We start from the raw sequence: 25,856 nt of genomic DNA, 5'->3' as shown, positions 1-25,856 counted from the left end.
TTTGAAAATTAACAGGGCAATAGTTTCGACAGATAATAATCCATTCTATTACGATTTTTGGCCGCTGGTGGCTAAAGCATGGCGCAATATGGGTATCGAACCCACGGTAGCTGTTGTTGGTAACCTCAACCTCAATCATCCAAGCGGTACCATCATAAAGGTCCCGCAAATTGAGGGCATCTCATCAGGGTTTATTTCGCAGGTCATCCGCTTTATTATTCCCTGCCTGTTTCCTGATGAGGTATCCGTGATCGGTGACATTGATATGATCCCTTTGAGTAAAGATTATTTCACAAAAAATATAGCGCAATATAGTAACGATGCTGTTTTGATTTTTTCTTCGGATGCCTATACAACGGAATTAAGGTACCCGATGTGCTACATCGCCGCAAAGGGTAAATATTTCCAGGAGATTATAGGACTGAAAGATACAGATGAGGCCACAGTTGAAAGGTTTATAAAGGATCTTCATGCATTAGGCAAGAAATGGGATACTGACGAATTGTTTTTTGCCGAACAATTGCACAAATCAGCTTTATTAAGTAGAACAGTGTTTTTACAACGGGGCTGGAACCCGATGGCCAAAAACCGCATCGACCGGTCGCATTGGAAATATTCAAAGTTCGGGCTATTTTTTAATAAGTATATTGATGTGCATTGTTTGAGGCCGATGGAGCATCATCTGAACGAATTGAAGAACATTGTTGATTACGTTGGTCTTGGATCGGAAGGAAAAAAATATTTCTTATATCTTCAAAAAAAACCCGCGAAAGCATTAATCGACCGCCTGAAACTATTGAAGCAAAATTATTTTGATAAGGATTTGTACGCTATTGCAGCGAAAAAGAATAGCACAGGCCCGGCAAAAAACATCATTGCCTTCTCTCTTTTTGGCAACGATGCCGTGTATACTGCGAATATGGAAAAAGTAATAAAAACGTATAACGAATTATTGCCGGGTTGGAAATGCAGGGTGTACGTGGCAAAGGATATTGACGCTAATTATATCAAGCTGCTAACCGGTAACGGTTGCGAAGTTGTGATTATGGAAAATGCCGGCGTAGATGCAAGATACACCACGTGGCGGTTTCTGGCGATTGAAGAAGGAGCAGAGGCGGTTATCATCCGCGACCTGGATTCGATGCCTACCCTCCGCGAAAAAATAATGATTGAACAATGGCTGGCTTCCGATAAAGATTTTCATATCATTCGTGATCATATCCATCACAATGCCCTGGTAATGGCAGGCATGTGGGGAATTAAAAAAAGCACCATCAGCATAAAAAAAGAAACCCGGAAACACCTGTTGACCAATAACTACGGGGTCGACCAGGTTTTTTTAGAGAAGGTTATTTATCCCCGGTTTAAAAACAGCGTGATGGTGCACGATAGTTTCCCGCGGTTCCCGGATGAAGATGCTCTCATCATTCCGTTTACGCCGGGCGAGGGTTTTATTGGCGAAGTATACGCTGGCGATCCTTCGCCTGAATTTTCAACCAACCACGGTGCCATTTAAAATGAAGTTTTCCATCTCCTACATCATTGCAACACGTAACCGGTTGCCTTTCCTACAGATCACCCTGGCTAAATTGTTAGCGGCATTGCAACCGGATGAAGAAATAGTGGTGGTAGACGGTAACAGTACAGACGGTGCGAAGGAGTATCTTCAGGAATTATACAATGATGGCAAGATCCATCAATTTATCACTGAGCCAGACATTAACCAGGCCCATGGATGGAACAAGGCCATTTTGATGGCCAATGGTATGTTCATCAAGAAAATTATTGATGACGATGTTTTTTGTTATAAAGCGATCAGGGAATGTAAAAATTATATGCTGCTGAACCCGGCTGTTGACATTGTCATTTCCAACGATCTGAGCAGCTCTTTAACCAGCTATAAAACAATACATAAACACAGCAGGTTATCACAATTTGAAAAGTGGAAAAACGGGCTTACCCCATCATTTACCTTTGGCGACGTACATTTGTTAACAAGAAAGAGCTCATTGGCTTACATAGGTTTATACAATACCGCCTTTGTGATGATGGATTGGGAATATTCATTAAGGATTAGTCATTTAAGAGCCCGGATTAGTTATTACACAGGTTACAATGCACTGTCGGTTGGCCATGTAAATACGGTTACCTCATTAAAAAATAACAGGCTGGTTAATGAACAGGGTGAAAGGGCCTGTGCTTTTTATGAATATGCGGGCGACCGTGCCGGGATAAGTGCCTGGTCGAAAATTAAGATCTTCATTGGCAAGCGTTTAAAACGGGCGGCCAATGCGAACGCACAGATCCCATCTGTTGACGCGGCCGGTATGAATTCAATTTACAGCTATTATTACCATTATATTTCGGAAATAAATGACCATAATGTTTTTGAATTCTTTGATAGTAAATAAATTAAAAGACGATTGATGATATATACAGGAAGCCGGCTAAAGGACAAGCTGTTTTTATTTTACATTAGAAAAATACCGGGGCATCCCTTTAAGCTCAGGATCATAAATTTATTAAACGATTTCGTGTTTAAAAACGCGGTGAGGGTAAAAGGTTCAAACGGTAAGTTATTACAGCTTTCAACAAGGGAGTATATGTGCCACGAAATTATTTTTTCGGGAAGTTATGAGCCTTTAACCCTGAGCCTATGCGATGATCTGTTAAAAAATGGAGGAGTTTGTATAGATATTGGCGCCAATATTGGTTTTCATTCCATTCATCTAAGTTTTATTGAAAATTTAAAAATCTACGCTATTGAGCCTTATTTCCTGAGTTTTCAAAAATTATTGTCCAATATTTATTTAAACAAGGCAAAAAATATCATTCCGGTCAATATCGGGCTATCGGATAAAGATTCGTTCGGATACCTTGTCAACCCCTCTCCGGCCAACTCGGGCACTTTCCAGGTGGTGGACAACTCAAATGACGATTTATCTTATCTAATCAGGCTGGGTACGCTTTCCGAAATAGTAAAGCATTACAATTTACCCTCGATTGATTTGATGAAAATTGATGTAGAGGGGTTTGAGATGAACGTTTTTAAAGGCTTTTTCGGCCAAAACCTGGTAAAGCCTAAAAATATAATAATGGAATTCTCAGATCTGACTGAAAGAACCGGCTATAAAAAAGAAGAGGTATACAATTATATTATTGACCAGGGATACGAAGCCTATAATGTTTTGGGTGATAAATTTAGGTTGGGCGATGATTATCCTGAGGCCAATTTGTGGTTTAGGAGGAATGATTAAATAATCCGGGTTTTCGACACAAATTGAATAAAAAATCAATTAAAATAAAATTTCAAAACGGGCTTGATTATAAATGGTCGGTGAATGAAATATTGGCAGAACTGCTGGATGAGTATGATTTTGTCGACAGCACCGATCCTGATTTTATCGTTTTCGGTCCTTATGGGAATGATATTCCGGCAAAAGGCAATTACACCCGGATCGGCTATTTTTGCGAGAATATAAAACCCGATCTATCTGTTTGCGAATGGGCATTCGGCATCCCGCGCGAAGAGGATGTGCAGCAGCCCAACTACAAGCGGATCCAGTGGCACGGGTTTAGCCCGCACGATTTAATAAAGGGGACGGATTACGATGCGGAAAAGGTAGCGGCATCAAAAACAAAATTTTGCAATTTCTTATATTCGCACAAGGTCTCCTACCGGGAAGCTTTTTTTAGCCAGCTATCAAAATATAAAAGAGTGGATGCCCCGGGCCGGTCGATGAACAATATGCCGGGCATCGATATGCTTTATTCGGGGGATAAATGGGAGGTGAAAAGAAAATTTTTATCGCCCTATAAATTCACCATTGCATTTGAAAATGACATTTACGCCGGCTATCAAACCGAAAAATTATACGACGCCATGCTCGCCCAAAGCATCCCCATTTATTTTGGCGATCCGTTTGTAAGCGAAATATTTAATACCAAAAGTTTTATAAATGCCGGCGATTACCTTAACGCCGGCAACAAAACACTTACGGAGACATTGGGTAAAATAGGCCATATGGATTTTGATGATATCAGGCCAACCTTTTTGAACAGTCCACGCTACCGCATCAAAAGAAAAATAAAATCGTGGGCCAGGGGTTTTAAAACTAAGGCGCAATTTGCAGGAATGGATTTTAGCCCGGTAATTGAACAAATTATTGCCATTGACCGGCAGCCCGAATTATACCTTGAATATTTAAAACAACCCTGGCTGAATAATGATACGCTTCCTGAACGTTTTTCGACAAAAAAAAGGTGGATGGAAATTTTTAATACAGTGAAATGAAAACAATTTTATCAGGCTTTGTTCGGGCGGTCTCGAAGGTCATCGGAAAAAGAAACTTAGAACAATTGTTGGTTTTTAGCGCAAAAGCCGTTAATATAAACTTACATGAGCATGCGCTTATTCAAATTGGCGGTTCAGGTAGTTTAAAAGAAGGTGCGAGTGGTGAGCGTACATTTTTAATAGATACGCTGCCTTGTTTGTGTAAAGATAACGCCCAACCGGTTTTTTTTGATATCGGTGCCAACATTGGCAATTATACATTGGAGTTAAGAAATTATTTTCCAAATGCGTCGATTTATTCTTTTGAACCGGTAAAAGGCACATTTGAAAAATTGCAAAATAACACGATAAACGCCGGCGTAAATTTATATAATATTGGCTTTAGCGATACGAAAGGGACAGGAACATTATTTAATACGATTGACAATTCTGATACTGAAATTGCTTCTGTATACAAGGATGTTTTTCCGGAGATTTTTAAAAATGACAATGAAATTTCCCCGATAGAATTCCAGATGGATACAATTGACAGCTTTTGTATTTCAAATAGCATTACAAATATTGATTTTTTAAAAATAGATGTCGAGGGCCATGAATTGTCTGTTTTAAAAGGAGCCGGGAACATGCTGAGAAACGGGAAGATCAGGTTTATTCAATTTGAATTTAATTCGCACAATGTGTATTCCCGGGTTTTCTTAAGGGATTTCTATATGTTGCTAACCGGGTTTGAATTTTACCGGATCGTTCAAACCGGAATTGATAAGCTTGGTCCGTACAACACTGCAAATGAGATATTTGTGCAGCAAAATATCCTTGCTGTAAATGGGGACGTAAGTGATTGCATTAAAGATGTTTTTTCAGCTTGATAGCGGTAAAAAAATGAACGACCTGCTGGTTTCTATCATCATCCCTGTTTATAACGCCGAAAAACATTTAGCGGCATGCCTCGATTCTGCTATGAAGCAGACCTGGCAAAATACGGAGATCATTATAGTTGACGACGGTTCATCGGATTCATCGCTAAGCATTGCGCAAAAATATGCCGATGGGAAAAAGATAATCGTCATCAGCCAAAAAAACAGCGGAGCATCAGCGGCCCGCAATGCGGGGTTAAAAGCGGCGAAAGGCGAATACATTCAGTTTTTAGATGCCGACGATTTGTTAAGTCCTGATAAAATTGAAAGCCAGCTGAATGTTTTAAATGACTCAGTCAACCAGGTGGCCTTGTGCCGCACGGTTCATTTTTTTGACGGGGACGATCCTTTTAAAGGCGAGGTTACCGATGATTGGTTTTGTGCCGATAACAACAACCCCGTTGACTTTTTATTAAAATTGTACGCGGGCGAAGATGAAATGCCGGGCTATGGCGGGATGATCCAACCCAATGCCTGGTTAACGCCGCGCGCGGTAATTGAAAAAGCCGGGCCCTGGAACGAGTTCAGGTGCCCTGATGATGACGGCGAGTTTTTTTGCAGGGTAGTATTAGCTTCCGGGGGAATTAAATTCAGTAAGAAGGGCATTAATTATTACCGGAAATTTAAATTAGCCACTTCCTTGTCCGGGCAAAAAAATGCCGAAGCGTTTGAAAATATTGTCGAATCTCTCAACCTGAAATACGGGTACTTAAAGGCGCGTACAAGCGAGCCGGTACTTGACCGTATTTTTGCCCGCCATTTTTGGTGGACGGGCGTGGCGGCTTATCCCCGCTTTAAGGAATTATCGGGTTATTGCATCCAAAAGGCAACCGCCCTGGGCTATAAAGGCGAAAAATATATGGGGGGACCGGCAGGGCATGCCTTAGCCAACATTTTGGGATGGAAACCGGTGCGCTTTATGGCCTACTGGCAGCAACGTTTTAAAGCATCATGGGCCTGAAAGCAAACTTGGTATTCTGGGCAAGGCAATTTCCATTTGTTCTGCCAAAGCGGATCATCACTTCATGCGCGGATTGGATTGAAAAGCAAAAAGAGCGGAAAGGCATCTATTTTGCACAGCGCGGGCCATGGGTTAAAACCATTTGCGAAGCAGGCTTTTTTCAGCACGATGAACCAAAAACGCTGGGCAAGCCTAATGAAAAAGCCTTTTATATTAACCGGAATTATCCTACAGAAAAAGCCTCGCTATTTTACCTGCAGCATATCTATTTGCTCGGCCATAAAGGGCTGGTGTTGACAGCCGATCACCAAGTGTTCCAGGAGTTCAGCCACCATTTTGGGATCTCAACCTTAAAAAAGTTTCTTCAGAAAAACCCATTTTATACATTCACCGGCAAGGCGCAAAGGATAAACGGCAATGGCGCGGTGCTGGTTTCGCCCGAGAGCCATAATTATTATCACTGGCTGAATGATGTTTTGCCGCGGATAAAGATTTATGAATCGGTTTTGAATCAGGTAGATCATTTCTGCATCTCCTCGAAAGTGCCGCAGAAATTTCTTGATGTTTTGCCGCATTTTGGCATCCCGAAAGAAAAAATATTGCTGATCAACGAAAATGAAAAGCTGCACTTTGATCATTTGTATGTCGCTTCGTTGACCGGCAGCGAGGGGCGGTCGCCGCAATGGGCCATTGATTACCTGCGGGATAAGCTTACCACACCGGGTACAGCAGGAGTGCCCTCAAAAAAAATGTACTTTAAACGCGGAGCAGGTGTGGAGCGGAAAGTGCTCAACGAGGAGGCGGTTATAGAAGCATTAAAAAAAGAAGGTTTCGAAATTATTGAACCTGACCAATTGGGCATTGATCAACAGGTTGATTTGATGCAGCAATCCAAAATAGTGATCGGGGTACACGGCGCGGCTTTAAGCAACTTGGTTTTCAGCCGGAATCATACCGTTGTAATTGAAATCTTTTCGCCCGATTACTTCCGGACGGATTGTTTTTACACCTTATCCTCCGCCCTTAAATTAAACTATTGGTATATAGTGGGCGATAAACCCGCCGGGGCAGCATGGGGCGACATTGTTGTGCCCGAAGAACTACTTTTAAAAACGATTAAACAGGTAAATGGCTGAGAAAAAAACGATGCAAAATATTATCGCCATCGACTTGTTACGGGCACTTGCCGCTCTGGGAGTTTTTACCTACCATATGCATGTTGGCGCACTTTTGGCGAAATATTCGGGTGTTCACCTCATCGCTTATATGGATGCATTGGGGGCTTTTTATGCCGTGCCACTATTTTTTTAATAAGCGGCTATTGCATCCATGCGTCCAACATCAAATACATTAAAGCAAACATAGCCCTGCCTTTAAAAGAATATTATCTCCGCCGGTTTTTACGGATCTACCCCCCTATCTCTTTGCTCTGCTTTTTGCGCTGGGGATAAATTATATTGCCTCCGGCACCTACAAACCGAGTATGGTGGATTTTGTGGTTCACCTGTTTTCTTTACAGGGATTTACAGTTCCGTATTTTAACAGCATCAACGTAGTTTTATGGACGATAAGCATTGAGCTGGCCTTTTACGCCATTTACCCCTTATTTTATTACGTGCGGTTTAAATACAATTTAAATTATGCGCTGCTGTTTAGTTTAATTGTTTCCTGCATCAGCATCGCTTATTTTCAAATCAATGGCAGCATTAATATTGCGGAACGGTTTTGTGTGTTTAATTTATGGTTTGCCTGGTGCTGCGGTGCGTTCCTGTCAGATAAAAAAATGTTAAGCCAAGGCGATTTAAAGCAACCCGTGTACATGGTATTTTACTTTGTTGTTTTGGTGGTATTTGCAGGGTTAAAATACTTCCCGAACAGCTTTTTTATAGTTTCCGACCAGATTTCTATCCTGCTCTGGTCAGCGCCGATGATGTTTATCATATCAAAGGAAGATTGGTTGAGACAGCATAAAGATACATGGGTGATAAAAATAGCGGCGGCGATAGGGCTTTCAAGTTATTCGCTTTACCTGTTGCATGAGCCGCTGATCTATTTAAAAAACTTTGCAGCGCATAAATATTTGCCTGCATCGCTGCAATTTCCGGGACTGATTGCGGGGATATTTATTATCCCTGTTATTACCTGGTATAGCTTTCAATTTATCGAAAAACCCTTTATATCCCGCAAAAAGCCCGTTGAACAAGCCGCGTAACGTATTAACTATTGCCACCGGCAAAAAGCTGTATGTTGATATGGCGGTTAACCTTGCACGTTCATTTTGGCTTTGGAACGCGGAGATCGGCATTAATTTTTACCTGGCAACGGATCAACCACAGTTGCTTGCACCAGATGTGAAGCATTTTGTGAAAATTATACCCATTGAACCGGGGGCGCTTGGCGAAGGTTTTTCACCAAAACTGCATCTTGATAAGCTGGCGCCGGCGGGTCAAACGCTTTTTATAGATAGTGATTGTTTGATTTATGGCAACATAGAAAGCGTTTTTAAAAAATTTGAAGGGCATTCGGTTTCGGTAGTTGGTGGGTACATTTCAACAGGGGAATGGTTTGGCGATGTGGCGGCGATCTGCAAAAAATTCAAGGTTAAACAGCTGCCTAAATTTAACGGCGGGATCTATTACCTGGAAAATAGCGGCAAAGCTGCAAAAGTTTACGGGCTGGCCCGTGAGCTGGAAACGCAATATGACGAAATAGGTTTTGTGCGCTTGCGCGAACGCCCGAATGATGAAGTGATCATCGCATTGGCTATGGCGCTGAATGACGGGAAACCTATAGCTGATGACGGAACGATAATGAGTGACCCGCTCTCGTGCCCCGGTAAATACTCAACAGATGTATTTAAGGGCAAAACAAGCTTGTATAACCCGCCAAAACCAAGCCCTTTGCACCAGGATTGGTACCCTTTTGAAAAAGTACATCCTTTGATCATTCATTTTCTGGGGCATCATTCGCTGAACTATCAATATAAAAAAGACATTTGCCTGTTACAGGCAGCAAGCACCAATGAGTTAACTGCCTGGCGCAAAATATCAGCTGCTATTAATATTGAATTACCGGAACGCATAAAGGAAACGGCGAAAAACTTGTTAAGACCTGTTTATAAACTCATTTTTGGCACCAGGCGGATTAAACCTTCGGAGCGCTTGTAATATGAAAAAAAATTTAATTATCGGGACGGCAACGGGGTATAAATACGCAGCTATGCAATACTTTTTCACATCGCTAAAAGCCATTGATTTTAAAGGCGATGTGGTTATCCTGGTAAGTGATGATATTGATGCTGAAACCAAGCAGCTTTTGTTAAACCAGGATGTTATCCTGATCTATATTAAAAAATCGGTACTTTCATTTTCAAAAAAGTACGCTGCGTCAAGGCTTTGGAAGGTGCATTACCTGTTTCATAAAGCGTTGTACGCATTGTTAAGCCCCGGGAAAGATAATTTAAACACCTTAAGCAAATATGTAAAAACCTTTCATTTGGTCTCCGGCTCAAGGTATTGTTATTACTATGAGTATCTGTTGGCCAACCAGGATAAATATGACCTGGTTTTGATAACAGATGTAAGGGACGTCTTATTCCAGGCGGACCCTTTTGCAGGGATCCGCAATAATAGCTTCCTGAATTTTTATTCGGAAGCGCATTCCATTGCAAACAGTTTTTATACTTCGTATTGGTTAAGGCATGCTTTTGGAAAGAAAGCGCTTGCACAGATAGCCGATAAAGTGAGCATTTGTTCAGGTACCACGATTGGCAGCGTAAATCAAATCATCAATTATCTGGAGGCAATGATAAAAATGCAGGCAAAAATAACCGCGGGTCTAACTGGTCTCGGTGGGTTCGACCAGGGGGTACATAATTACCTGGTGCATAATAATTATTTTCCGGGTTCAAATTTATTGGAAAATAACGAGGGGGAAGTTGCTACGCTTGGCGAATCCAACTCAATCGCCGTAAACAGCGATCATGAACTTACTGATAAAAAAGGGCACGTTATTCCCGTTGTTCACCAGTTTGACAGGTTTCCGGATTTAAAATTAAAAGCATTGCTTTAAAGTATCAATGGACGTTAGCATAATCATTCCAACGTATAACCGCCTTTGGTCGCTGCCCAAAACGGTGGAAAGTTGCCGGAATAACAAATGTGCTGTCGAGCTCATAGTGATTGATGATGGCAGTACAGACGGAACGATGGACTGGCTTCGGCAACAAAATGGCATTGTTATTCTACAGCAAACCAATCGCGGTAAATGCTGGGCCGTTAACCGGGGTTTTGCCATAGCCAAAGGAAAATATATTAAGTTTTTAGATTCGGACGACGGCCTTGCTGTCGGCGCGATTGATGAACAATTTGCCATTGCCGAAGGAAATAGCAGCGATATTGTAGTAAGCGGCTATACGCTGGTTGATGAAAATGGCAAACAACTGTCGCAGCAGGCCTGGGTGGCCTGTGATGACTTTATTGCGCAGCAATTGGGCGAGTGTGATAGTTCACATTATTCAGCTTATTTATTTAAAAAATCATTTATTGAGGATATCCCGCACCGGCCCGACTTTGCCTTTCGCGACGACCGGCTTTTTGTGATCGAAGCAGCGCTGAAGCATCCAAAGGTTAATGTTCACAATGGTTGTGCGCTGGTGCATACCAGCCATACCAAATCCAAATTGCAGTTAAACCGGGGGATGCAGAAAGCGGTGCAGGATTACCAGCACCTCAACATCTATAAAAATATACTTGCGCAACTGGCGGAAAAAGGGGAGCTTACCGAACGCCGGAAAAAAGCTTCGGTAAAGGCATTGTGGCCTTTGTGCTGCTGGATTGCAAGACATGATCTCGAAGATTCGGTCAGTTTATTTGAATGGATAAAGCAACTTGATCCGGATTTTAAGATTCCCGACAAAGGCTTGACCGGGTTTTTATATAAAAGCATAGGGGTTAACAATACCCACCGGCTGCTTAAAATAAAACGATCTTTTTAGGATCATAACAAGTTTTAAAAAATGGAACTGAAAGAAAACTCATCACTTAACCGCTACGAATGGGCAGCAAAAAAGATTGGTGAAATAACCGGCAATGATTTAAAAAACAAAACCACTACCCTTTATGATATTGGGTCGAGGGATAATATTCTGAAAAAGTATATCACATTGGCCGGTATCAATTACAAAGCTTTTGATTTGGAACCGTTGGATGCCTCGGCCGAAAAATGGGATATTGAACAGCCTTTTCCATATAGACATGCACCGGCGCAGGTAGTTACCATGCTGGAGATTATTGAACATTTGCGAAACCCCTGGCTGTGCATGAAAAATGTTTTTGATACGATGGCGCCCGGTAGCCTGCTAATTTTAACCACGCCCAGCCCCGCCTGGAGCACCAGCCGGATCAATTTATTAAAAAGCGGTTATTTAACCTGTTTTACCCCGTCGGACCTGGAACTTAATCATCATGTTTTTACAGCGTGGCCGCATATTGTGGAGCGGTTGCTGAAAGATACCGGCTTTGAAATAATAGAATACAGCACACTCGACGGAAAAACTACGCTGTTTGGTAAAGGCCTCGGGGGGCTTTCGGCGCCCTTTAAATTTGTTTCCCGTTTGGCGAAAAAAAGAATAGAAAGCAGGGATGCCACGTCATGTGGCATGAGTTATGGAATAATTGCCAAAAAAATTGGATAAGCCCATCAATATATTTTACAGCGAACCCGACCCGGACAGGTGGTTTAAATACGACCGCTACCCCCGCAAGCTGATCAGACGTCTGGTGCGGGGTAAACAAAAGCCCGGCGGCGTTGCCACTATAGCCATAAATCTTTTAAAAGGGTTTGACAGGATTGGCTTCCCTTACAGGTTTAATGATTACGGCTATATCCGCAAACATCCCGGCGAGATCGCCTGTATCATCGGCAAACCACACCTGGTGTTTGAAAAGAAATGGAAAAACCCCATCATCCTTGGCGCGGGGATCTACTCGCACCCGATAGAATGTGCTGATCTGTTTGAACAATACCCAAATGTAAAACGCGTGCTGGTGCCCGGTGAATGGATGTGCGATATGTTTATGCCAGCTTACGGAAATAAAGTGCTCGGCTGGCCTGTAGGCATTGACACCGAACAATGGAAGCCATACGATAGTGTTAAGACCTTTGACTTTTTGATCTATTATAAAATAAGGTGGCAGCATGAACAAATGGAGGAGGAATTAGTGGCCCCGGTCACCAAAGTGCTGGATGAACAAAAGGTTAGCTACCATTTTATTAAATACGGGCAATACACGCATGATGAGCTGACTGAAAAACTCAAAGTTTCAAAAGCGGTGATCTTCCTTTGCGAGCATGAGACGCAGGGGCTTGCTTACCAGCAGATATTGGCAACCAATACACCCATTTTGGCCTGGGACAGGGGCGGCTTTTGGCAGGACCCACATTATTATCCCGACAGGGTAAAATATCAGCCGGTAAGTTCCGTACCTTACTGGGACGAGCGTTGCGGCGTAAAATTTACTGATGCCAATGATTTTAAACCTAAACTTGCCGTGTTTTTAAGAAAAATAAATGATTTTAAGCCGAGGGATTACATCCTTGAAAACCTTACGCTTGAAAAATGTGCAGAGAAATACCTGGCGATATGCAGGGAAGTGGAGGCGGAGTTAGCATGAGGATTTTACTGATCATGGATCCCGGGATACCCGTACCTCCAATATTATATGGAGGACACGAAAGGCTGGTGTCCCTGTTTGCGGAAGAATACCAAAAGCTGGGCCACGAGGTAACCTTACTGGCCGGGCCGGAATCGCATTGCAGCGGCAAAACGGTTACCTTTGGGACGAATGACTTGGGCCGCTCTAAACAGGTGCGGTTTAAAGAAGCCCGCTTTGTTTGGAAATACCTGCGCAAAAACCGGGATAACTTTGACCTGATCCACAATTTTGGGCGTTTGGTTTATTTACTCCCCATTTTAAACAGCCCTGTAAAAAAAATAATGACCTACGGCAGGCCGGTAGCCACAGGCGGGATAAAAATTGTAAATAGTTTACCGAACCGCAACTTAATATTTACCGCTTGCAGCGATAACTGCGTGGCCACAGGTAATATAAAGGGCCATTGGGAAACGGTTTATAACGCGATTGATTTTTCGCAATACACGCTGAATTATAAAGTTGGCACAGCTGCGCCATTAATGTTTTTAGGCCGTTTGGACAGGATTAAAGGCGCGCACACTGCTATTGACGCTGCCAAAGCAACAAATAACCAATTGGTTATAGCAGGCAATGTATCACATACTGAAGAAGACCAGGCTTATTTTAAAACGGTTATCGAACCGCAAATTGACGGTACTCAAATAAAATATGTGGGCCCTTTAAACGATGCTGAAAAGAATATGCAATTAGGGCAGGCCCAAGCATTACTGTTCCCCATTGAATGGGATGAGCCCTTTGGGATGGTAATGATAGAGGCGATGGCTTGCGGTACGCCGGTGATCGCTTTCCGGAGAGGATCGGTACCCGAAGTGGTTGAAAATGGCATTACTGGTTTTATTGTGGATGATGCCGCAGGCCTGCAACAAAAAATTGCGGAAATTGATACCATCGATAGGTTCCTGTGCCGGAAAACGGCAATGGAACGGTTTAATGCAGAGGTGATCGCACATAACTATCTCCAACTTTTTAATAAGTGATTGGTAAAGCAAAATAAAAGATGAGAACGATATATTGGTTATTGGATTGGCTGTTGGAGGATGACCTGGGGCAGCTGACTAAATACCATCTTTTATATGATTGCATTACGTCCATTTTGCTTTTTTGCCTCATCAATTTTTCGATGCAGATTTTAATAAAAGCAGAGTTAAAAGTTAATCCGGACCCGGTTGATGGATTTAAATTCAGGCTTCGGGCTACACGGGTTGTTATTTTTACATTTGTGATCTGGATTGGATACCGCTTTGTCAAATTGATCCTGATGACCACCCTGACGCGGGATAATGATCAACTTTATCATGGTTGGCATTATGGTATTTTATTATCACTAATCGTGGGCATACCTGTAATGATGTACAACCTGCTTAATTACCAAAAAACCGAATAATCGACCTTACCTCAACCTTATTGGCACCTGAAAAAAAAATAGTTTTAATTTCATCGGGCCAGCCTTCTCTCAACCCGCGTTTGGTTAAGGAGGCTGACGCATTAACCGATGCCGGATATGCGGTAACTGTACTATATGCTTACTGGAATGATTGGGGAACACTACACGACGAGCAATTATTTGCGAAAAAAAAATGGAGTGCAATCCGTTTGGGTGGCGACCCGGAGCAAAAGCGCTTTTTATGGTTTTTAAGCCGATTGATTCACCGGCTCAGCCGGTTCATGGTGAAAAAAACGGGGGCTTATAAAACTTTTGGGGATTTTGCCATTTCAAGAAGCAGTTATTTTTTAAAAGAAGCAGCCAAAAATTACAATGGCGACCTGTACATTGCCCACAATTTGGGCGCCTTGCCGGCAGCAGCTCATGCCGCCGCCTGGAACAACAAGCCTTTTGGTTTTGACGCGGAAGATTTTCACCGGCAGGAAATTGATGATGATCTTAATTCATTTCATTATAAAATTTGCACTTATCTTGAAGATAAATATCTCCCCGGTGCCAGTTACATTACCGCGTCCAGCCCTATGATTGCTGATCAGTATGCTGCGTTGTATAAACGAACGGTAACGGCCATCCTGAACGTATTTCCGCTAACTGCCGGTATTTCTATCGTTAAAAACGAAAAAAAGCCATTAAAACTTTTTTGGTTTTCGCAAACCATTGGTCCCGGCCGCGGGCTGGAGCTTGTCGTGCAGGCAATAGGGCAGTCGGGCGTAAAATGCGAACTGCATTTATTGGGGAAACCGGTAGAGGGATATAAGCAAAGCCTTTCGCAACTGGCGCATGATGCCGGGATCGCCAATTATAACCTGTACTTTTACGAGCCGGTAAAGGCAAGCCAGATCTTCAGCATCGCTTCTCAATTTGATATCGGACTGGCGTCAGAAACAGGTTCATGCCTTAACAGGGATATTTCGTTAACCAACAAAATCTTTACTTATATCCAATGCGGGCTTGCTGTGGCGGCAAGCAATACCAGGGCACAAAATAGCTTGCTTGAGCAATATTCGCAAACGGGCAAGGTTTATAAAAACGCATCGGACTTGTCGGCAATCCTGGCCCAATACCATAAAAACAGGGAGCTGTTATATCAAACCAAAACGGCGGCCTGGCAAGCGGGCCAAACCGAATTGAACTGGGAAACAGAAAGCAGGAAATTTTTAAAAGTGATAGAAAATGTTTGAAGCTGCACCGCCGGCGATGGTGAATAATACAAAAACCAAATGGTTTTACGGGGTTGACAGCATCAGGTTTGTTTTGGCGTTTATCGTAATGCTCTCGCATTTTGATAATGTTTATGCCACGGCGCTCAAACATTCGGCGCATTCCATTTTCAGGGATGCCGGGTATTTTTTAGCCAATGCATTTGACGGCACTTCGGCGGTAATCGCTTTTTTTATCATCTCGGGTTTTGTGATCCACTACCCCAATAAAAACGGCATCCCCAATTTAACCGAATTCTGGATCAGGCGTTTTCTGAGAATATTGATTCCGCTTGCCGTGATCCTCATTATCGGTACACAATTTAACCACCCTGAAAATGCCGTGGTTTGGAGTTTGTTTTGCGAGTTGATCTATTACGGTTTGTACCCATTTATGGCGAAGATCAAGCTCAGCTGGAAAAATAAATTCATTGTTTCGTATATCATCGCCGCTTTGGTTATCGGTACGCTTTGTTTTCATGATGTTGTGGCTTTTGTTAAACAAACGGATACCAATTATCATGGTTATTACTGGCAGTTGGGGGGCTGGTTAACCTGGATAGTGGGTTTACCCTGCTGGCTGCTGGGCGTGCTGATAGCCGAACATATTGATGATTTAAAGCAGGCCAGCTTTAAATCAGTAATGATTTATCGGGTCATTGTTTTTTTGATCAGCTGTTTTTGCTGTATAGGAAAATTCCACCTGCATCTCAGTTATATTCTCTCGATGAATATTTTTGCGCTGCTGATTTATAAATGGCTGCAAACGGAGATTGTTTACTTTAAAACGCATCCCTCCAATACAACCCTCGAAAAAATGGGTAAATTTTCTTACTCACTTTACCTGTGTCACCCATTGCTATACGTGATCCTGCGGCTGTTTTTTATTTATAATACTTTTACCTACCCGCTATTTCTGTTGCTTGCCGTTGCCATATCCTACGGCTTTTATTTAGCCGTGGAAAGACCGGGGCACCGGTTGGCACGCAAACTCAACCATAAATATAACACTACGCTTAATTGAAACGGGTATTGATCATTTCGCCCTATTTTCCGCCCGTAAATACGGCCGATATGCAACGCGTGCGGATGAGTTTGCCTTATTTTGAAGCAAATGGCTGGCAGGCCGAAGTGGTGGCTGTTGACCCTGCCTGTACCGATCTTCCGCAGGATAAATTGCTGGCAGAAAGTATCCCCGCAGGGACAAGGGTTCACCTCATTAAAGCCCTCGGTAAAAAATGGACTTCGAAGCTGGGCTTCGGGAGTATCTCTTACCGGTCGTGGTGGTTTTTTCGGCAAAAAGTAAACCGGCTCTTAAAGGAAGGTAATTTCGATTTGATCTATTTCTCCACTACACAGTTCCAGGTTTGCACGTTAGGGGCTTACTGGAAAAAAAAGTTTAAGGTGCCTTATGTGATCGATATGCAGGATCCCTGGCATTCCGAATATTACCGCGATAAACCCAAAGAACAGCAACCGCCAAAATACTGGCTCTCCTACCGTTTAAACAAATACCTGGAGCCAAAAGCGATGAATGAAGTGGGCGGATTGATCAGCGTTTCGGAAAATTATATCGGGATACTTAAGGACAGGTATCCCCGGTTAAAAAATATCCCTTCTGAGACCATTACTTTCGGCGCCTTTGATCCGGATCTGAAAATAGCGGATGAACATACAGGGGAATTTATGCCACTGCTTGATCCTGCGTTTAAAAACATCGTCTATATCGGTCGCGGCGGTATGGATATGCATAATGCAATCATCCCGGTTTTTGAAGCTTTGAAATTGGGTTTGTCCGCCGAGCCGGATCTGTATCAAAAGCTAAAGCTTTATTTTATCGGCACCAGCTATGCCCCAAACGGGCAAGGCAGTGCAACTATTTTGCCGTTAGCAAAAGAACGCCGAATAGAAAACTATGTAGTGGAGATCACCGGCAGGATAGGTTATTACCATACGCTGCAAACCCTGCAGCAGGCAGATGGCTTGTTTATTCCGGGTTCTGATGATCCGCAGTATACAGCTTCAAAAATATTTCCGTACCTTTTAACCCACAAACCCCTGATGGCAGTATTTAATACAAAAAGTTCTGCTATTGCTATTTTGAAAGAGTTTGGAGTTAAGGATACTTACAGCTATGATGAGACACCCGGATTGCTCTCAAAAATTGATTCCTTTTTTAAGCAGATATTGAATGGCACTACAAATTTACCGGATTACGATGTGGATGCGGTAAAAAAATATTCGGCCCAAACAATGACAAAACGGCAATGCGATTTATTTAATAAGGTTATTTTTACACCCTGATGAAGAGATATGTTCAATATGGCTGCGGATTTTCGGCCCCCGGCGAATGGGTGAATTATGATGCGTCCCCAACTTTACGCTTTGAGCGTTTGCCCATCTTTGGCAGGTTATATACGCGCAACAAGCAGCGTTTTCCGGCAAATGTAAAATATGGTGATATTGTTAAAGGATTGCCCGAGCAGCCGGGTAGCTGCGACGCAGTTTATTGCTCGCACATCCTGGAGCACCTGGCTTACGAGGATTTTTTAACCGCGCTGAAAAATACCTTTAATATATTAAAGCCCGGGGGAACTTTCAGAGGCGTTGTGCCTGATCTGAAAGCTGCTGTGCAAGATTATATTTCCGGCTACGACACTACCGAAGCGCCTGCCAATGAATTGATGCATGATACCATGCTGGGGGTTGAAAATCGCCCAAAATCGCTTTCATCCAATATCAAAGGCATGTATGGTAACTCCAAACACCTTTGGATGTGGGATTACAAATCCTTGGAATACGAATTGAAAAAGGCAGGTTTTATCAACATCCGTCCCTGTACTTTCGGCGACTCAGGCGATCCCGTTTTTAAGTTTGTTGAAGAGGAAGGCAGGTTTTACAAAGCCGCCGCCTTTGATTGCCAGAAATGAAAAAACTGATAAAAATATTTCCCTAAACGATTAGAATATTTGAGACAAAGAATACAAACGCTTGATGGCCTTAGGTTTATAGCGGCCATGGGGGTTTTATGGATACACTGCTGGGTAATACACGGAAACCCCAGGTGTTACGTTGGGAAAATAGATATATCTGATTTTTTAGCTTTGGGCGGAAATGGTGTTGACCTTTTTTTCGTTATCAGTGGGTTTTGTATGTACTATTTCTATGCTTCAAAATCCAATTTTTCCTACCACGATTTTTACAGGTTTCTGTTAAAAAGATGGTTTCGGTTGTCGCCTGCGTTTTATGCTTCAGTGGTTATTTATATCGTAACGGCAAACGTTTTTTACAACGCCCGGTTAAATAGCATATATTATTTTCTGCATAGTCTATTTTATCTCAATTTTATTGAAAGTCAGTTTGTTATCGCCGGCCATTTTTGGACTTTGACTGTTGAGTGGCAGTTTTATTTTATCGTTCCCTTTTTATTGATTTATCAAAATATCATAGGCTTTAAAAAGACATTTATTTTAATTTTTGCAGCGATTTATTTAACAGCTATTGTTTCAGTCTTAATCCTGCAAAATCATATGGATTTATTAACATATACCATTCTTTTCAGAAGTGCTGAATTTGGTTGCGGTATTCTCTCGGCGAGGTTGTTATTAAAGAAGGATTTTGTGTTGCTAAACCGGGTGGCATGGCTGGCTGCATTTATAGCTGTTACTTATTTGGGCAGGATCCTCGTATCCAATGCCATATTGTCTCTTTCAGCTGAATTCTATAATTTATTTAAACTAGCTGGTTTTACATTAATGGGGTTTGGGTTTGCCGGCATTTTGTATTTATCAGTAACTTCAGTCAAATGGCTGAATTTGGTACTCGGGAATGTGTTATTTAAAAAAATGGGAAGAATATCTTATAGTTTCTATTTGTTACATGCATTAATTATCCCGGTTGTTGCTGAATTTGTAATAAAATATGCGCCTGGTCTTAAAGGTATATCAGCCCCGTTAGTTACCATGACCATAAGCGCAGTTATCTTATATCCGCTTTCTTTATTGAGTTTTAATTTATTTGAAAAGCCGTTTCTTTCAATAGGGAATCTTTCTTCGAAATGAAAAAACTGGCCATCATAACTACGCATCCCATTCAATACTACGCGCCCGTATTTCAATTACTCCACAAAAGGGCTAAACTGGATATCAGGGTTTTTTATACCTGGGGCGAGGCGTCTGCTGACAAATTTGACCCCGGCTTTAATAAAAAGATAAAATGGGATATACCTTTGTTGGAAGGATACTCCTATGAATGGGTGGAAAATACCTCGAAAGATCCGGGTACGCATCATTTTAAGGGGATTGTAAACCCCGGCCTGGTCGATCAAATAAAAAACTGGCAGCCCGATGCCCTCCTTATTTATGGATGGGGTTTTCAAAGCCACTTAAAAGTGCTCCGTTATTTTAAAAATAAGCTGCCGGTTTTCTTCAGGGGGGATTCTACTTTGCTGGATGAAGAAAAAGGGGTGAAAGCCATCCTGAAAACAATATTTTTAAAATGGGTTTACCGGCATGTTGATCATGCGTTTTATCCAGGCACAAATGCCAGAAACTATTTTAAAAAATACGGGATAGATGATGAGCAGCTGAGTTTTGCGCCGCACGCCATTGATAACGGGCGGTTTGCTGCAGGCGGGAATGAAGAGGCGTTGTTATTAAGAAGAAACCTGGGCATTGAAGATGACGAAATCCTCGTCCTCTTTGCAGGGAAATTTGAAGAAAAAAAATCGCCGGTTTTATTACTGGAAGCTTTTTTAAACCTGGACAAAGCAGGGTTACATTTACTTTTTGCAGGCAATGGCCCGCTGGAGGAGCAATTAATATTGAAAGCTGAAAAGAACAGCCGCGTTCATTTTATGGATTTTCAGAATCAAACGCAAATGCCGGTAGTTTTCAAGGCCTGCGATTTGTTTTGCCTGCCCTCAAAAGGGCCTGGTGAAACCTGGGGGCTGGCCATTAACGAAGCTATGGCAGCGGGGAAAGCCATCCTGGCTTCGGATAAAGTTGGGGCCGCAGCGGACCTGGTTATACCCGGTGAAAACGGTGAGATCTTTAATGCCGGCACAATTGCCGACCTGGCGGAAAAGCTGAATAAACTCATTTGTGCAGGAAAAAATGCTTTGGCGGAAATGGGAAGAAAATCAAAAAACCTGGTTGAAAAATGGACAATTGAAGAACAGGTTAACGTTATTGAAACTGCAGTAGATAATGGATAAAAATCAACCTATCGAAAGGTACCTGGTTTTATTTTTACCCTTTGGGATAGCGTTGTTATTTCAATCTGATCCTGTATTGTCGTATTTCATCGCATGGATCGGGACAAATTTGATTTTTTACCTCACTTTGAGTGGTTGGGTAAAGCCCCTGCCAAAAGACAGACCCATCGCAGAGCAGGTAATGCGGCCTATTTTCTTGGTGCAGATCATTTTCGCCGGGTATATGTCATGGAGCTCCATATTTTATTTTTTGAACCTATTGGGGTACGACAATTTTCAAAAAACGGATAACATTTATTTTGTTATTGATCATCAAAAAGTTGAACTAACTGCGCTTTGCCAGCGGTATTACGTTTTAGGCCATGCGGCTTTTGTGACAGGTATTCTTGCGTTTATGAAATACCCCGTCAAAAAAAATATTTTATCGAAAAGGAAAAAATTGCAAATATGTTATTTATAACTGCAATTGTTACCTTGCCTTTATCGGTGCTGTTTTTAAGGATCTCCGGCTTACAGCAATTTTATTTCCAGTTCAGTTCCCTCAGCTTTATTGCAGGCACGCTTGCGCTGGCATTTGCGATCCCACTGAAAAAAATATGGAACACAGCTTTTTGCGTTCTCTTATACATATCCAACTTTTACGAGGCATTGATCTCCGGGTTTAAAGAGCCGATCATTATCAGCGTGTTGGTATTGGGTTTGTTTTTATATCCAAATTATAAAAAGCTGGTAACAGTTATTTTTGTGCCGGCTTTGCTGATCCTGTTTATTTTTCTGCCCACCTATAACCAGGTGTTTAGGGAAAACAATTGGTCGGGGGATGTTGATGCAGACGATGCCTATAAACTGGCGCTGGATGCCACGATAAAAAGCGAACAATCAGGAGATGATTCCAATTGGGGTTTTTTGGTTTACAGGCTCAGCGAAGTGGACATGTTCAATGAATTTGTCCAATCTACGCCGTCAAATATCGACTTTTATGGCTTGCAGCTTTTAAAGCAATCGGCAATAGCTGTAGTTCCGCGTGCTTTCTGGCCATCAAAACCAAGTACCGAAGAATTGGTAATGGAACGGGTTTACGATGCTGGTGTGATCAGGAGGGGGGCCAACGTATCCGCAAAGCCAGCCTATATTGTAGATGCTTATCTCTCGTGGGGGATACCTGGCATTTTGATCGGCTTGTTTTTTTATGGCGCAATAGCACAACTCATATCACTAAAGGCCGAATACCTTTTTGGCGGATATACTTTGGGTACAGCGCTTATTTTCAGCGGGCTTTTCCAGATTTTTTGGCGGGGCTTGAGTTTTGAGTTCCTGGTTAACTCAGTTTTCTGGAGTTATATCAGTATGTATGTTATTTTCAGGATTTTAAGATATACGGGAGTACTGGAAGAGGTTTGAGAACTTTGCAGATCTGCGCGGCGTATAAACCCGCTTTTATTTATGGCGGGCCAACCATGTCGGTCTCTATGCTGGCCGAAAACCTGGTAAAGGCCGGTGTAGATACTGAAGTGTATGCTACTACTGCTAACGGGAGAGAAGAGTTGCCGGTAACTCCCGGCGAAAAGGTGATGGTGGATGGCGTGCCTGTGACTTATTTTAAAAGAATTACCAAAGATCACAGCCATTATTCGCCCGCGCTTTTTAAGCAATTACGCGGCGAGGCGAAAAGCTTTGACCTGGTTCATATCAACGCATGGTGGAATTTAGTGTCGATTTTCTCATGTCTCATCGCGCTCAAAAACAAGGTGCCGGTATTGCTTTCGGCAAGAGGGACATTGAGTCCTTATTCCTTTCAAAACAAAAATATTGGCGTTAAATGGGCAATCCATCATTTGCTCGGTAAAACGTTATTAAAAAAATGCCATATCCACGCTACCTCCAAAAGAGAGGCGGATGCCGTAAGCAGCCTGTTCAGTCCCCAAAGCATGACAGTATTGCCAAACTTTGTAAAGCTGCCCGAACAACAGCATTTTGCCGCCAGAGAACCATCGCCGGTTTTTAAATTATTATTCTTTTCAAGGATTGAAGAAAAAAAGGGGCTGGATCTGCTGATCAAAGCATTGCCGTCTGTCACTATCCCATACAAGCTTACGGTTGCAGGTGACGGCGATCCGGATTATGTTGACTCCTTAAAAAAGCTGGCAGCAGAAAATTATTTGGCAGATAAGATCGATTGGCTCGGCTTTCAAAATGAAAATAAATTCGACTTGTTATACGCTCATGACCTTTTCGTGCTGCCCTCATACGATGAGAACTTCGGCAACGCGGTAATTGAAAGCCTGAGTGTGGGTACTGCGGTATTGATCAGCGAAGAAGTAGGCCTGGAGGATTATGTGAATGTAAACAATCTCGGCTGGCTCTGTCATGCCAACCCTGCGTCGGTAGCCTGGCATATCAACAATATTGCCATAAACGATAAAGATGGTTTGAACAGGATCAGGGAGTTTGCTCCCGGTATCATCGCCGATGATTTTAATGAAACGCATTTAGTGAAAAAGTATGCGGACCTTTATGAAGAATTGATCGAAAAATGACGGAATACAAAGATTACGGCTTTCATACCGATGCACCTGCCCATACCTTTAGCTACCTGCAGGACCCTTTGCTATCATTGCTGGATAAAAACACAAACACCTGCATCCTGGATTTGGGTTGCGGAAATGGCTATCTGGCCAATTGCTTAATTTCACAAGGCTTTAATGCTTATGGAACGGATGCCTCGGAAGAGGGAATTCATATAGCCAGGCAAGCTAGTCCCGGCAGGTTTTTTATCCAGGACCTCTCAACGGGCAAACTGCCGGAAGAGCTGCAGGGCTTAAAGTTTGATACCGTTATTTCCACAGAAGTGATCGAGCACTTGTACGATCCGGCGGGCTTTATCCGGTTCTGCAAAGATTCATTGAACGGCAAGGGTGAGCTGATCATCACCACCCCATATCATGGTTATTTAAAAAACCTATCGCTCAGCCTTTTTAATAAATGGGACCTCCATTTAAGCCCGGGCTGGCATGGCGGGCATATCAAATTTTGGTCGAAAGCTACGTTGAGCAGGCTTTTAACCGATGCAGGTTTTACCGTAACGGCGTTTAAAGGCTGCGGGCGCGTGCCTTATTTCTGGAAATCGATGATCATTAAGGCAAAACTAAATTGAACCAGCAGTTTACTTTTATCATTATTACATTTAACGAGGAGGTTCATCTTCCGCGCCTGCTGCAATCTGTTAAAGATTTAGATGCCGCTGTTTTTGTGCTGGATTCTGGCAGTACTGATAACACGGTATCCATTGCAGAAGAATTTGGGGCAAAGATTTTGCAAAATCCTTTTGTAAACCACCCGGCGCAATGGGACTTCGCACTGAAAAATTTCCCGGTTCAAACCCCATGGGGCATATGTTTGGATGCCGATCAAATAGTTACGCCTGAATTAAAAAAGCGATTGGAAGTTTTCAGGGACGAAGATTTCGCAGGTGTAAACGGCATTTATTTTAACAGGAAGAACTTTTTTAAGGGGCGCTGGATAAAACACGGCGGCTACTCGCCTATTTACCTGCTCAAGATGTTCAGGTTTGGTATCGGGTATTCGGACCTGAATGAAAATATGGACCACAGGATCATCGTTCCCGGCAAAACCATCATCTGGAAGGATGGCTATATCCTGGAAGAAAACCTGAAGGAGAACAAGATCAGTTTCTGGATAGCCAAGCACAACCGCTATAGCGATTTAGTGGCGCATGAGGAAGTGGAGCGGATGATGCAGATCAGGTCGCAAACCATAAAACCGCATTTTTGGGGTTCGCCCGATGAGCGTACCGCCTGGTTAAAACAACTTTGGTGGCAACTGCCGCGCTATGTGAGGCCGATGCTGTATTTTCTCTACAGGATGTTTTTCCAACTGGGGATCCTTGATGGCCGTACCGGGGTAATATTTCATTTTTTACAGGCCTTTTGGTTCAGGCTGGTAGTGGATATTAAAATTGACGAGATCCTCCAACAGGATAAACCGTTAAATACAACTACAGATAAAAAATTAAGCCCCATCCGCTTTGTCATCGTCTTTGTTATCCTTTTTCTGTTGTTTTATTATTTCAACATATTTTTTTTCGGAGTAACATCGCCCGGAAACCATTACAGTGCATTTTTAGCTGGTCACTTGAATTATATCAGCTGGCTGCGCCATTTTTTATTGATGAGCAGCGCAGGGTTGCTCAACCTGTTCGGCTTTAGTGCCATTTATAACGAATACGACCTTTTGGTGGCCGGGCATGGCACCATACAACTGGTGTACTCGTGCCTGGGGTTGGGCGTTATCAGCTTTTTTGCAGCTTTTGTGCTGGCCTATCCCAAAAAGTTCGGATCAAAATGGTTGTTTTTGATAGGAGGGATCATTGGTATCGAAGTATTAAATATCCTGCGGTTTGTGTTGCTGGCCATCTTTTGGAATAAAAAAGGAGACCACCTATTAGACCACCACACCATATTTAATATTTTGATTTACCTCATCATCGCCATAACATTGTATTTTTGGGTTAAGCATGACGATGCCTTAAATGTAAATGAATCAACAAACTGACCTGTCCTCCTATAATAATGCCCCGTTTAACCCCGGTGGCACAGCATTCAAAAGATTTTTGTGGTATTACCTCAATGCATTTTTTTTAAAAACCAGCCTGGTGCCGTCAAATGGGTTTAAAGCGTTTTTACTGCGGTTATTTGGCGCAAAGGTAGGCCAGGGCGTCACTATCAAACCCGGCGTAAATGTTAAGTACCCCTGGCATCTCCGCATTGGAGATCATACATGGATAGGCGAAAACGTTTGGATTGATTGCCTTGTACCGGTGAGTATCGGCAGCAACGTATGTGTTTCACAGGGAGCGGTTTTGCTCACGGGCAATCATAACTATAAAAAAACGACCTTCGACCTGATCGTTGAAGGCTTTATGCTGGAGGATGGTGTTTGGATAGGGGCGGGGGCGATGGTAATGCCGGGTGTAAAAGCAGCATCGCACGCAGTATTATCCGGCGGTTCTGTAGCGACAAAAGACCTTGAAGCATACAGTATTTACCAGGGAAACCCGGCGGTTAAAGTTCGCGACAGGGCGATTAGTTAAAAA

The 25,856-nt window shown here is 42.6% G+C and carries 26 protein-coding genes and 1 pseudogene; all 27 read left to right on the top strand.

Annotated features, from left to right (window positions below; genetic code table 11):
- Position 1: 1 nt before the first annotated feature.
- The 27 genes and pseudogenes from MgSA37_RS23475 to MgSA37_RS23345 all read left to right on the top strand — a co-directional run bounded on the left by MgSA37_RS23475 (position 2) and on the right by MgSA37_RS23345 (position 25,853).
- Positions 2-1,516 carry a hypothetical protein gene (locus tag MgSA37_RS23475; protein ID WP_096355582.1) on the top strand — a complete coding sequence of 505 codons (1,515 nt, stop codon included), beginning with the start codon at positions 2-4 and terminating at the stop codon, positions 1,514-1,516.
- Position 1,517: 1 nt separating this feature from the next.
- On the top strand, positions 1,518-2,411 hold the full coding sequence (locus tag MgSA37_RS23470) for a glycosyltransferase (protein WP_157750701.1): 894 nt from the start codon (positions 1,518-1,520) through the stop codon (positions 2,409-2,411).
- A 15-nt stretch (positions 2,412-2,426) separates the two neighbouring features.
- Entirely contained in the window at positions 2,427-3,257 is an 831-nt protein-coding gene (locus MgSA37_RS23465) for an FkbM family methyltransferase (RefSeq protein WP_096355578.1), read from the top strand.
- Positions 3,258-3,280: 23 nt separating this feature from the next.
- Positions 3,281-4,294: a glycosyltransferase family 10 domain-containing protein gene (locus tag MgSA37_RS23460; protein WP_096355576.1), complete on the top strand. Its 1,014-nt coding sequence runs from the start codon at positions 3,281-3,283 to the stop codon at positions 4,292-4,294.
- Positions 4,291-5,160, top strand: coding sequence for an FkbM family methyltransferase (locus tag MgSA37_RS23455; protein WP_096355574.1), 870 nt, complete (start codon positions 4,291-4,293; stop codon positions 5,158-5,160). Before MgSA37_RS23460 ends, MgSA37_RS23455 begins: the two co-directional genes overlap by 4 nt.
- A complete protein-coding gene (locus MgSA37_RS23450; RefSeq protein WP_096355572.1) occupies positions 5,144-6,169 on the top strand; it encodes a glycosyltransferase family 2 protein in 1,026 nt (341 codons plus the stop codon). The genes MgSA37_RS23455 and MgSA37_RS23450 overlap by 17 nt, the downstream gene beginning before the upstream one ends.
- On the top strand, positions 6,160-7,305 hold the full coding sequence (locus MgSA37_RS23445) for a glycosyltransferase family 61 protein (RefSeq protein ID WP_096355570.1): 1,146 nt from the start codon (positions 6,160-6,162) through the stop codon (positions 7,303-7,305). The genes MgSA37_RS23450 and MgSA37_RS23445 overlap by 10 nt, the downstream gene beginning before the upstream one ends.
- Positions 7,298-7,480 carry a hypothetical protein gene (locus tag MgSA37_RS23440; protein ID WP_096355568.1) on the top strand — a complete coding sequence of 61 codons (183 nt, stop codon included), beginning with the start codon at positions 7,298-7,300 and terminating at the stop codon, positions 7,478-7,480. Before MgSA37_RS23445 ends, MgSA37_RS23440 begins: the two co-directional genes overlap by 8 nt.
- A gap of 70 nt (positions 7,481-7,550) precedes the next feature.
- Positions 7,551-8,381: an acyltransferase family protein gene (locus MgSA37_RS23435; RefSeq protein ID WP_157750786.1), complete on the top strand. Its 831-nt coding sequence runs from the start codon at positions 7,551-7,553 to the stop codon at positions 8,379-8,381.
- Positions 8,365-9,336, top strand: a complete 972-nt coding sequence (locus tag MgSA37_RS23430) for a hypothetical protein (RefSeq protein ID WP_096355565.1) — start codon at positions 8,365-8,367, stop codon at positions 9,334-9,336. The genes MgSA37_RS23435 and MgSA37_RS23430 overlap by 17 nt, the downstream gene beginning before the upstream one ends.
- A gap of 1 nt (position 9,337) precedes the next feature.
- Positions 9,338-10,240, top strand: a complete 903-nt coding sequence (locus MgSA37_RS23425) for a hypothetical protein (protein ID WP_096355563.1) — start codon at positions 9,338-9,340, stop codon at positions 10,238-10,240.
- A 7-nt stretch (positions 10,241-10,247) separates the two neighbouring features.
- Positions 10,248-11,165, top strand: coding sequence for a glycosyltransferase family 2 protein (locus tag MgSA37_RS23420; protein ID WP_096355561.1), 918 nt, complete (start codon positions 10,248-10,250; stop codon positions 11,163-11,165).
- A gap of 21 nt (positions 11,166-11,186) precedes the next feature.
- The gene (locus MgSA37_RS23415; RefSeq protein WP_096355560.1) at positions 11,187-11,864 is read left to right on the top strand and encodes a methyltransferase domain-containing protein; all 678 of its coding nucleotides are present in this window, start codon (positions 11,187-11,189) and stop codon (positions 11,862-11,864) included.
- Complete coding sequence (locus tag MgSA37_RS29235; RefSeq protein ID WP_096355558.1) at positions 11,857-12,843, top strand: glycosyltransferase; 987 nt, start codon at positions 11,857-11,859, stop codon at positions 12,841-12,843. The genes MgSA37_RS23415 and MgSA37_RS29235 overlap by 8 nt, the downstream gene beginning before the upstream one ends.
- Positions 12,789-13,862: a glycosyltransferase family 4 protein gene (locus MgSA37_RS23405; RefSeq protein ID WP_096355556.1), complete on the top strand. Its 1,074-nt coding sequence runs from the start codon at positions 12,789-12,791 to the stop codon at positions 13,860-13,862. The genes MgSA37_RS29235 and MgSA37_RS23405 overlap by 55 nt, the downstream gene beginning before the upstream one ends.
- A gap of 20 nt (positions 13,863-13,882) precedes the next feature.
- Positions 13,883-14,269, top strand: coding sequence for a hypothetical protein (locus MgSA37_RS23400; RefSeq protein WP_096355555.1), 387 nt, complete (start codon positions 13,883-13,885; stop codon positions 14,267-14,269).
- 20 nt (positions 14,270-14,289) lie between these two features.
- Positions 14,290-15,510: a glycosyltransferase family protein gene (locus MgSA37_RS23395; protein WP_096355553.1), complete on the top strand. Its 1,221-nt coding sequence runs from the start codon at positions 14,290-14,292 to the stop codon at positions 15,508-15,510.
- The gene (locus MgSA37_RS23390) at positions 15,503-16,552 is read left to right on the top strand and encodes an acyltransferase family protein (RefSeq protein ID WP_096355552.1); all 1,050 of its coding nucleotides are present in this window, start codon (positions 15,503-15,505) and stop codon (positions 16,550-16,552) included. Before MgSA37_RS23395 ends, MgSA37_RS23390 begins: the two co-directional genes overlap by 8 nt.
- Positions 16,549-17,832 carry a glycosyltransferase family protein gene (locus tag MgSA37_RS23385; protein WP_221199443.1) on the top strand — a complete coding sequence of 428 codons (1,284 nt, stop codon included), beginning with the start codon at positions 16,549-16,551 and terminating at the stop codon, positions 17,830-17,832. The genes MgSA37_RS23390 and MgSA37_RS23385 overlap by 4 nt, the downstream gene beginning before the upstream one ends.
- Positions 17,832-18,458 carry a class I SAM-dependent methyltransferase gene (locus tag MgSA37_RS23380; protein WP_197706036.1) on the top strand — a complete coding sequence of 209 codons (627 nt, stop codon included), beginning with the start codon at positions 17,832-17,834 and terminating at the stop codon, positions 18,456-18,458. Before MgSA37_RS23385 ends, MgSA37_RS23380 begins: the two co-directional genes overlap by 1 nt.
- A 39-nt stretch (positions 18,459-18,497) precedes the next feature.
- A complete protein-coding gene (locus tag MgSA37_RS23375) occupies positions 18,498-19,589 on the top strand; it encodes an acyltransferase family protein (protein ID WP_157750700.1) in 1,092 nt (363 codons plus the stop codon).
- The gene (locus MgSA37_RS23370; RefSeq protein WP_096355547.1) at positions 19,586-20,743 is read left to right on the top strand and encodes a glycosyltransferase family 4 protein; all 1,158 of its coding nucleotides are present in this window, start codon (positions 19,586-19,588) and stop codon (positions 20,741-20,743) included. The genes MgSA37_RS23375 and MgSA37_RS23370 overlap by 4 nt, the downstream gene beginning before the upstream one ends.
- Positions 20,736-22,144 (top strand): annotated as a pseudogene (locus tag MgSA37_RS23365) (exosortase Y-associated Wzy-like protein). Before MgSA37_RS23370 ends, MgSA37_RS23365 begins: the two are co-directional and overlap by 8 nt.
- Positions 22,141-23,280, top strand: coding sequence for an XrtY-associated glycosyltransferase XYAG1 (locus MgSA37_RS23360; protein WP_096355545.1), 1,140 nt, complete (start codon positions 22,141-22,143; stop codon positions 23,278-23,280). The pseudogene MgSA37_RS23365 and the gene MgSA37_RS23360 overlap by 4 nt, the downstream one beginning before the upstream one ends.
- Positions 23,277-23,897: a class I SAM-dependent methyltransferase gene (locus MgSA37_RS23355; protein ID WP_096355544.1), complete on the top strand. Its 621-nt coding sequence runs from the start codon at positions 23,277-23,279 to the stop codon at positions 23,895-23,897. The genes MgSA37_RS23360 and MgSA37_RS23355 overlap by 4 nt, the downstream gene beginning before the upstream one ends.
- Positions 23,894-25,315 carry an exosortase Y gene (gene xrtY / locus MgSA37_RS23350; protein ID WP_096355542.1) on the top strand — a complete coding sequence of 474 codons (1,422 nt, stop codon included), beginning with the start codon at positions 23,894-23,896 and terminating at the stop codon, positions 25,313-25,315. The genes MgSA37_RS23355 and xrtY overlap by 4 nt, the downstream gene beginning before the upstream one ends.
- Positions 25,299-25,853, top strand: a complete 555-nt coding sequence (locus tag MgSA37_RS23345) for a WcaF family extracellular polysaccharide biosynthesis acetyltransferase (protein WP_096355540.1) — start codon at positions 25,299-25,301, stop codon at positions 25,851-25,853. The genes xrtY and MgSA37_RS23345 overlap by 17 nt, the downstream gene beginning before the upstream one ends.
- The last annotated feature ends 3 nt before the right edge of the window (positions 25,854-25,856 follow it).

This window comes from Mucilaginibacter gotjawali (assembly GCF_002355435.1).
In the GTDB taxonomy this organism is placed as follows: Bacteria; Bacteroidota; Bacteroidia; order Sphingobacteriales; family Sphingobacteriaceae; genus Mucilaginibacter; species Mucilaginibacter gotjawali.
Note: the sequence above shows the minus strand (reverse complement) of the source record. Positions and strands in the feature narration are given on the sequence as shown.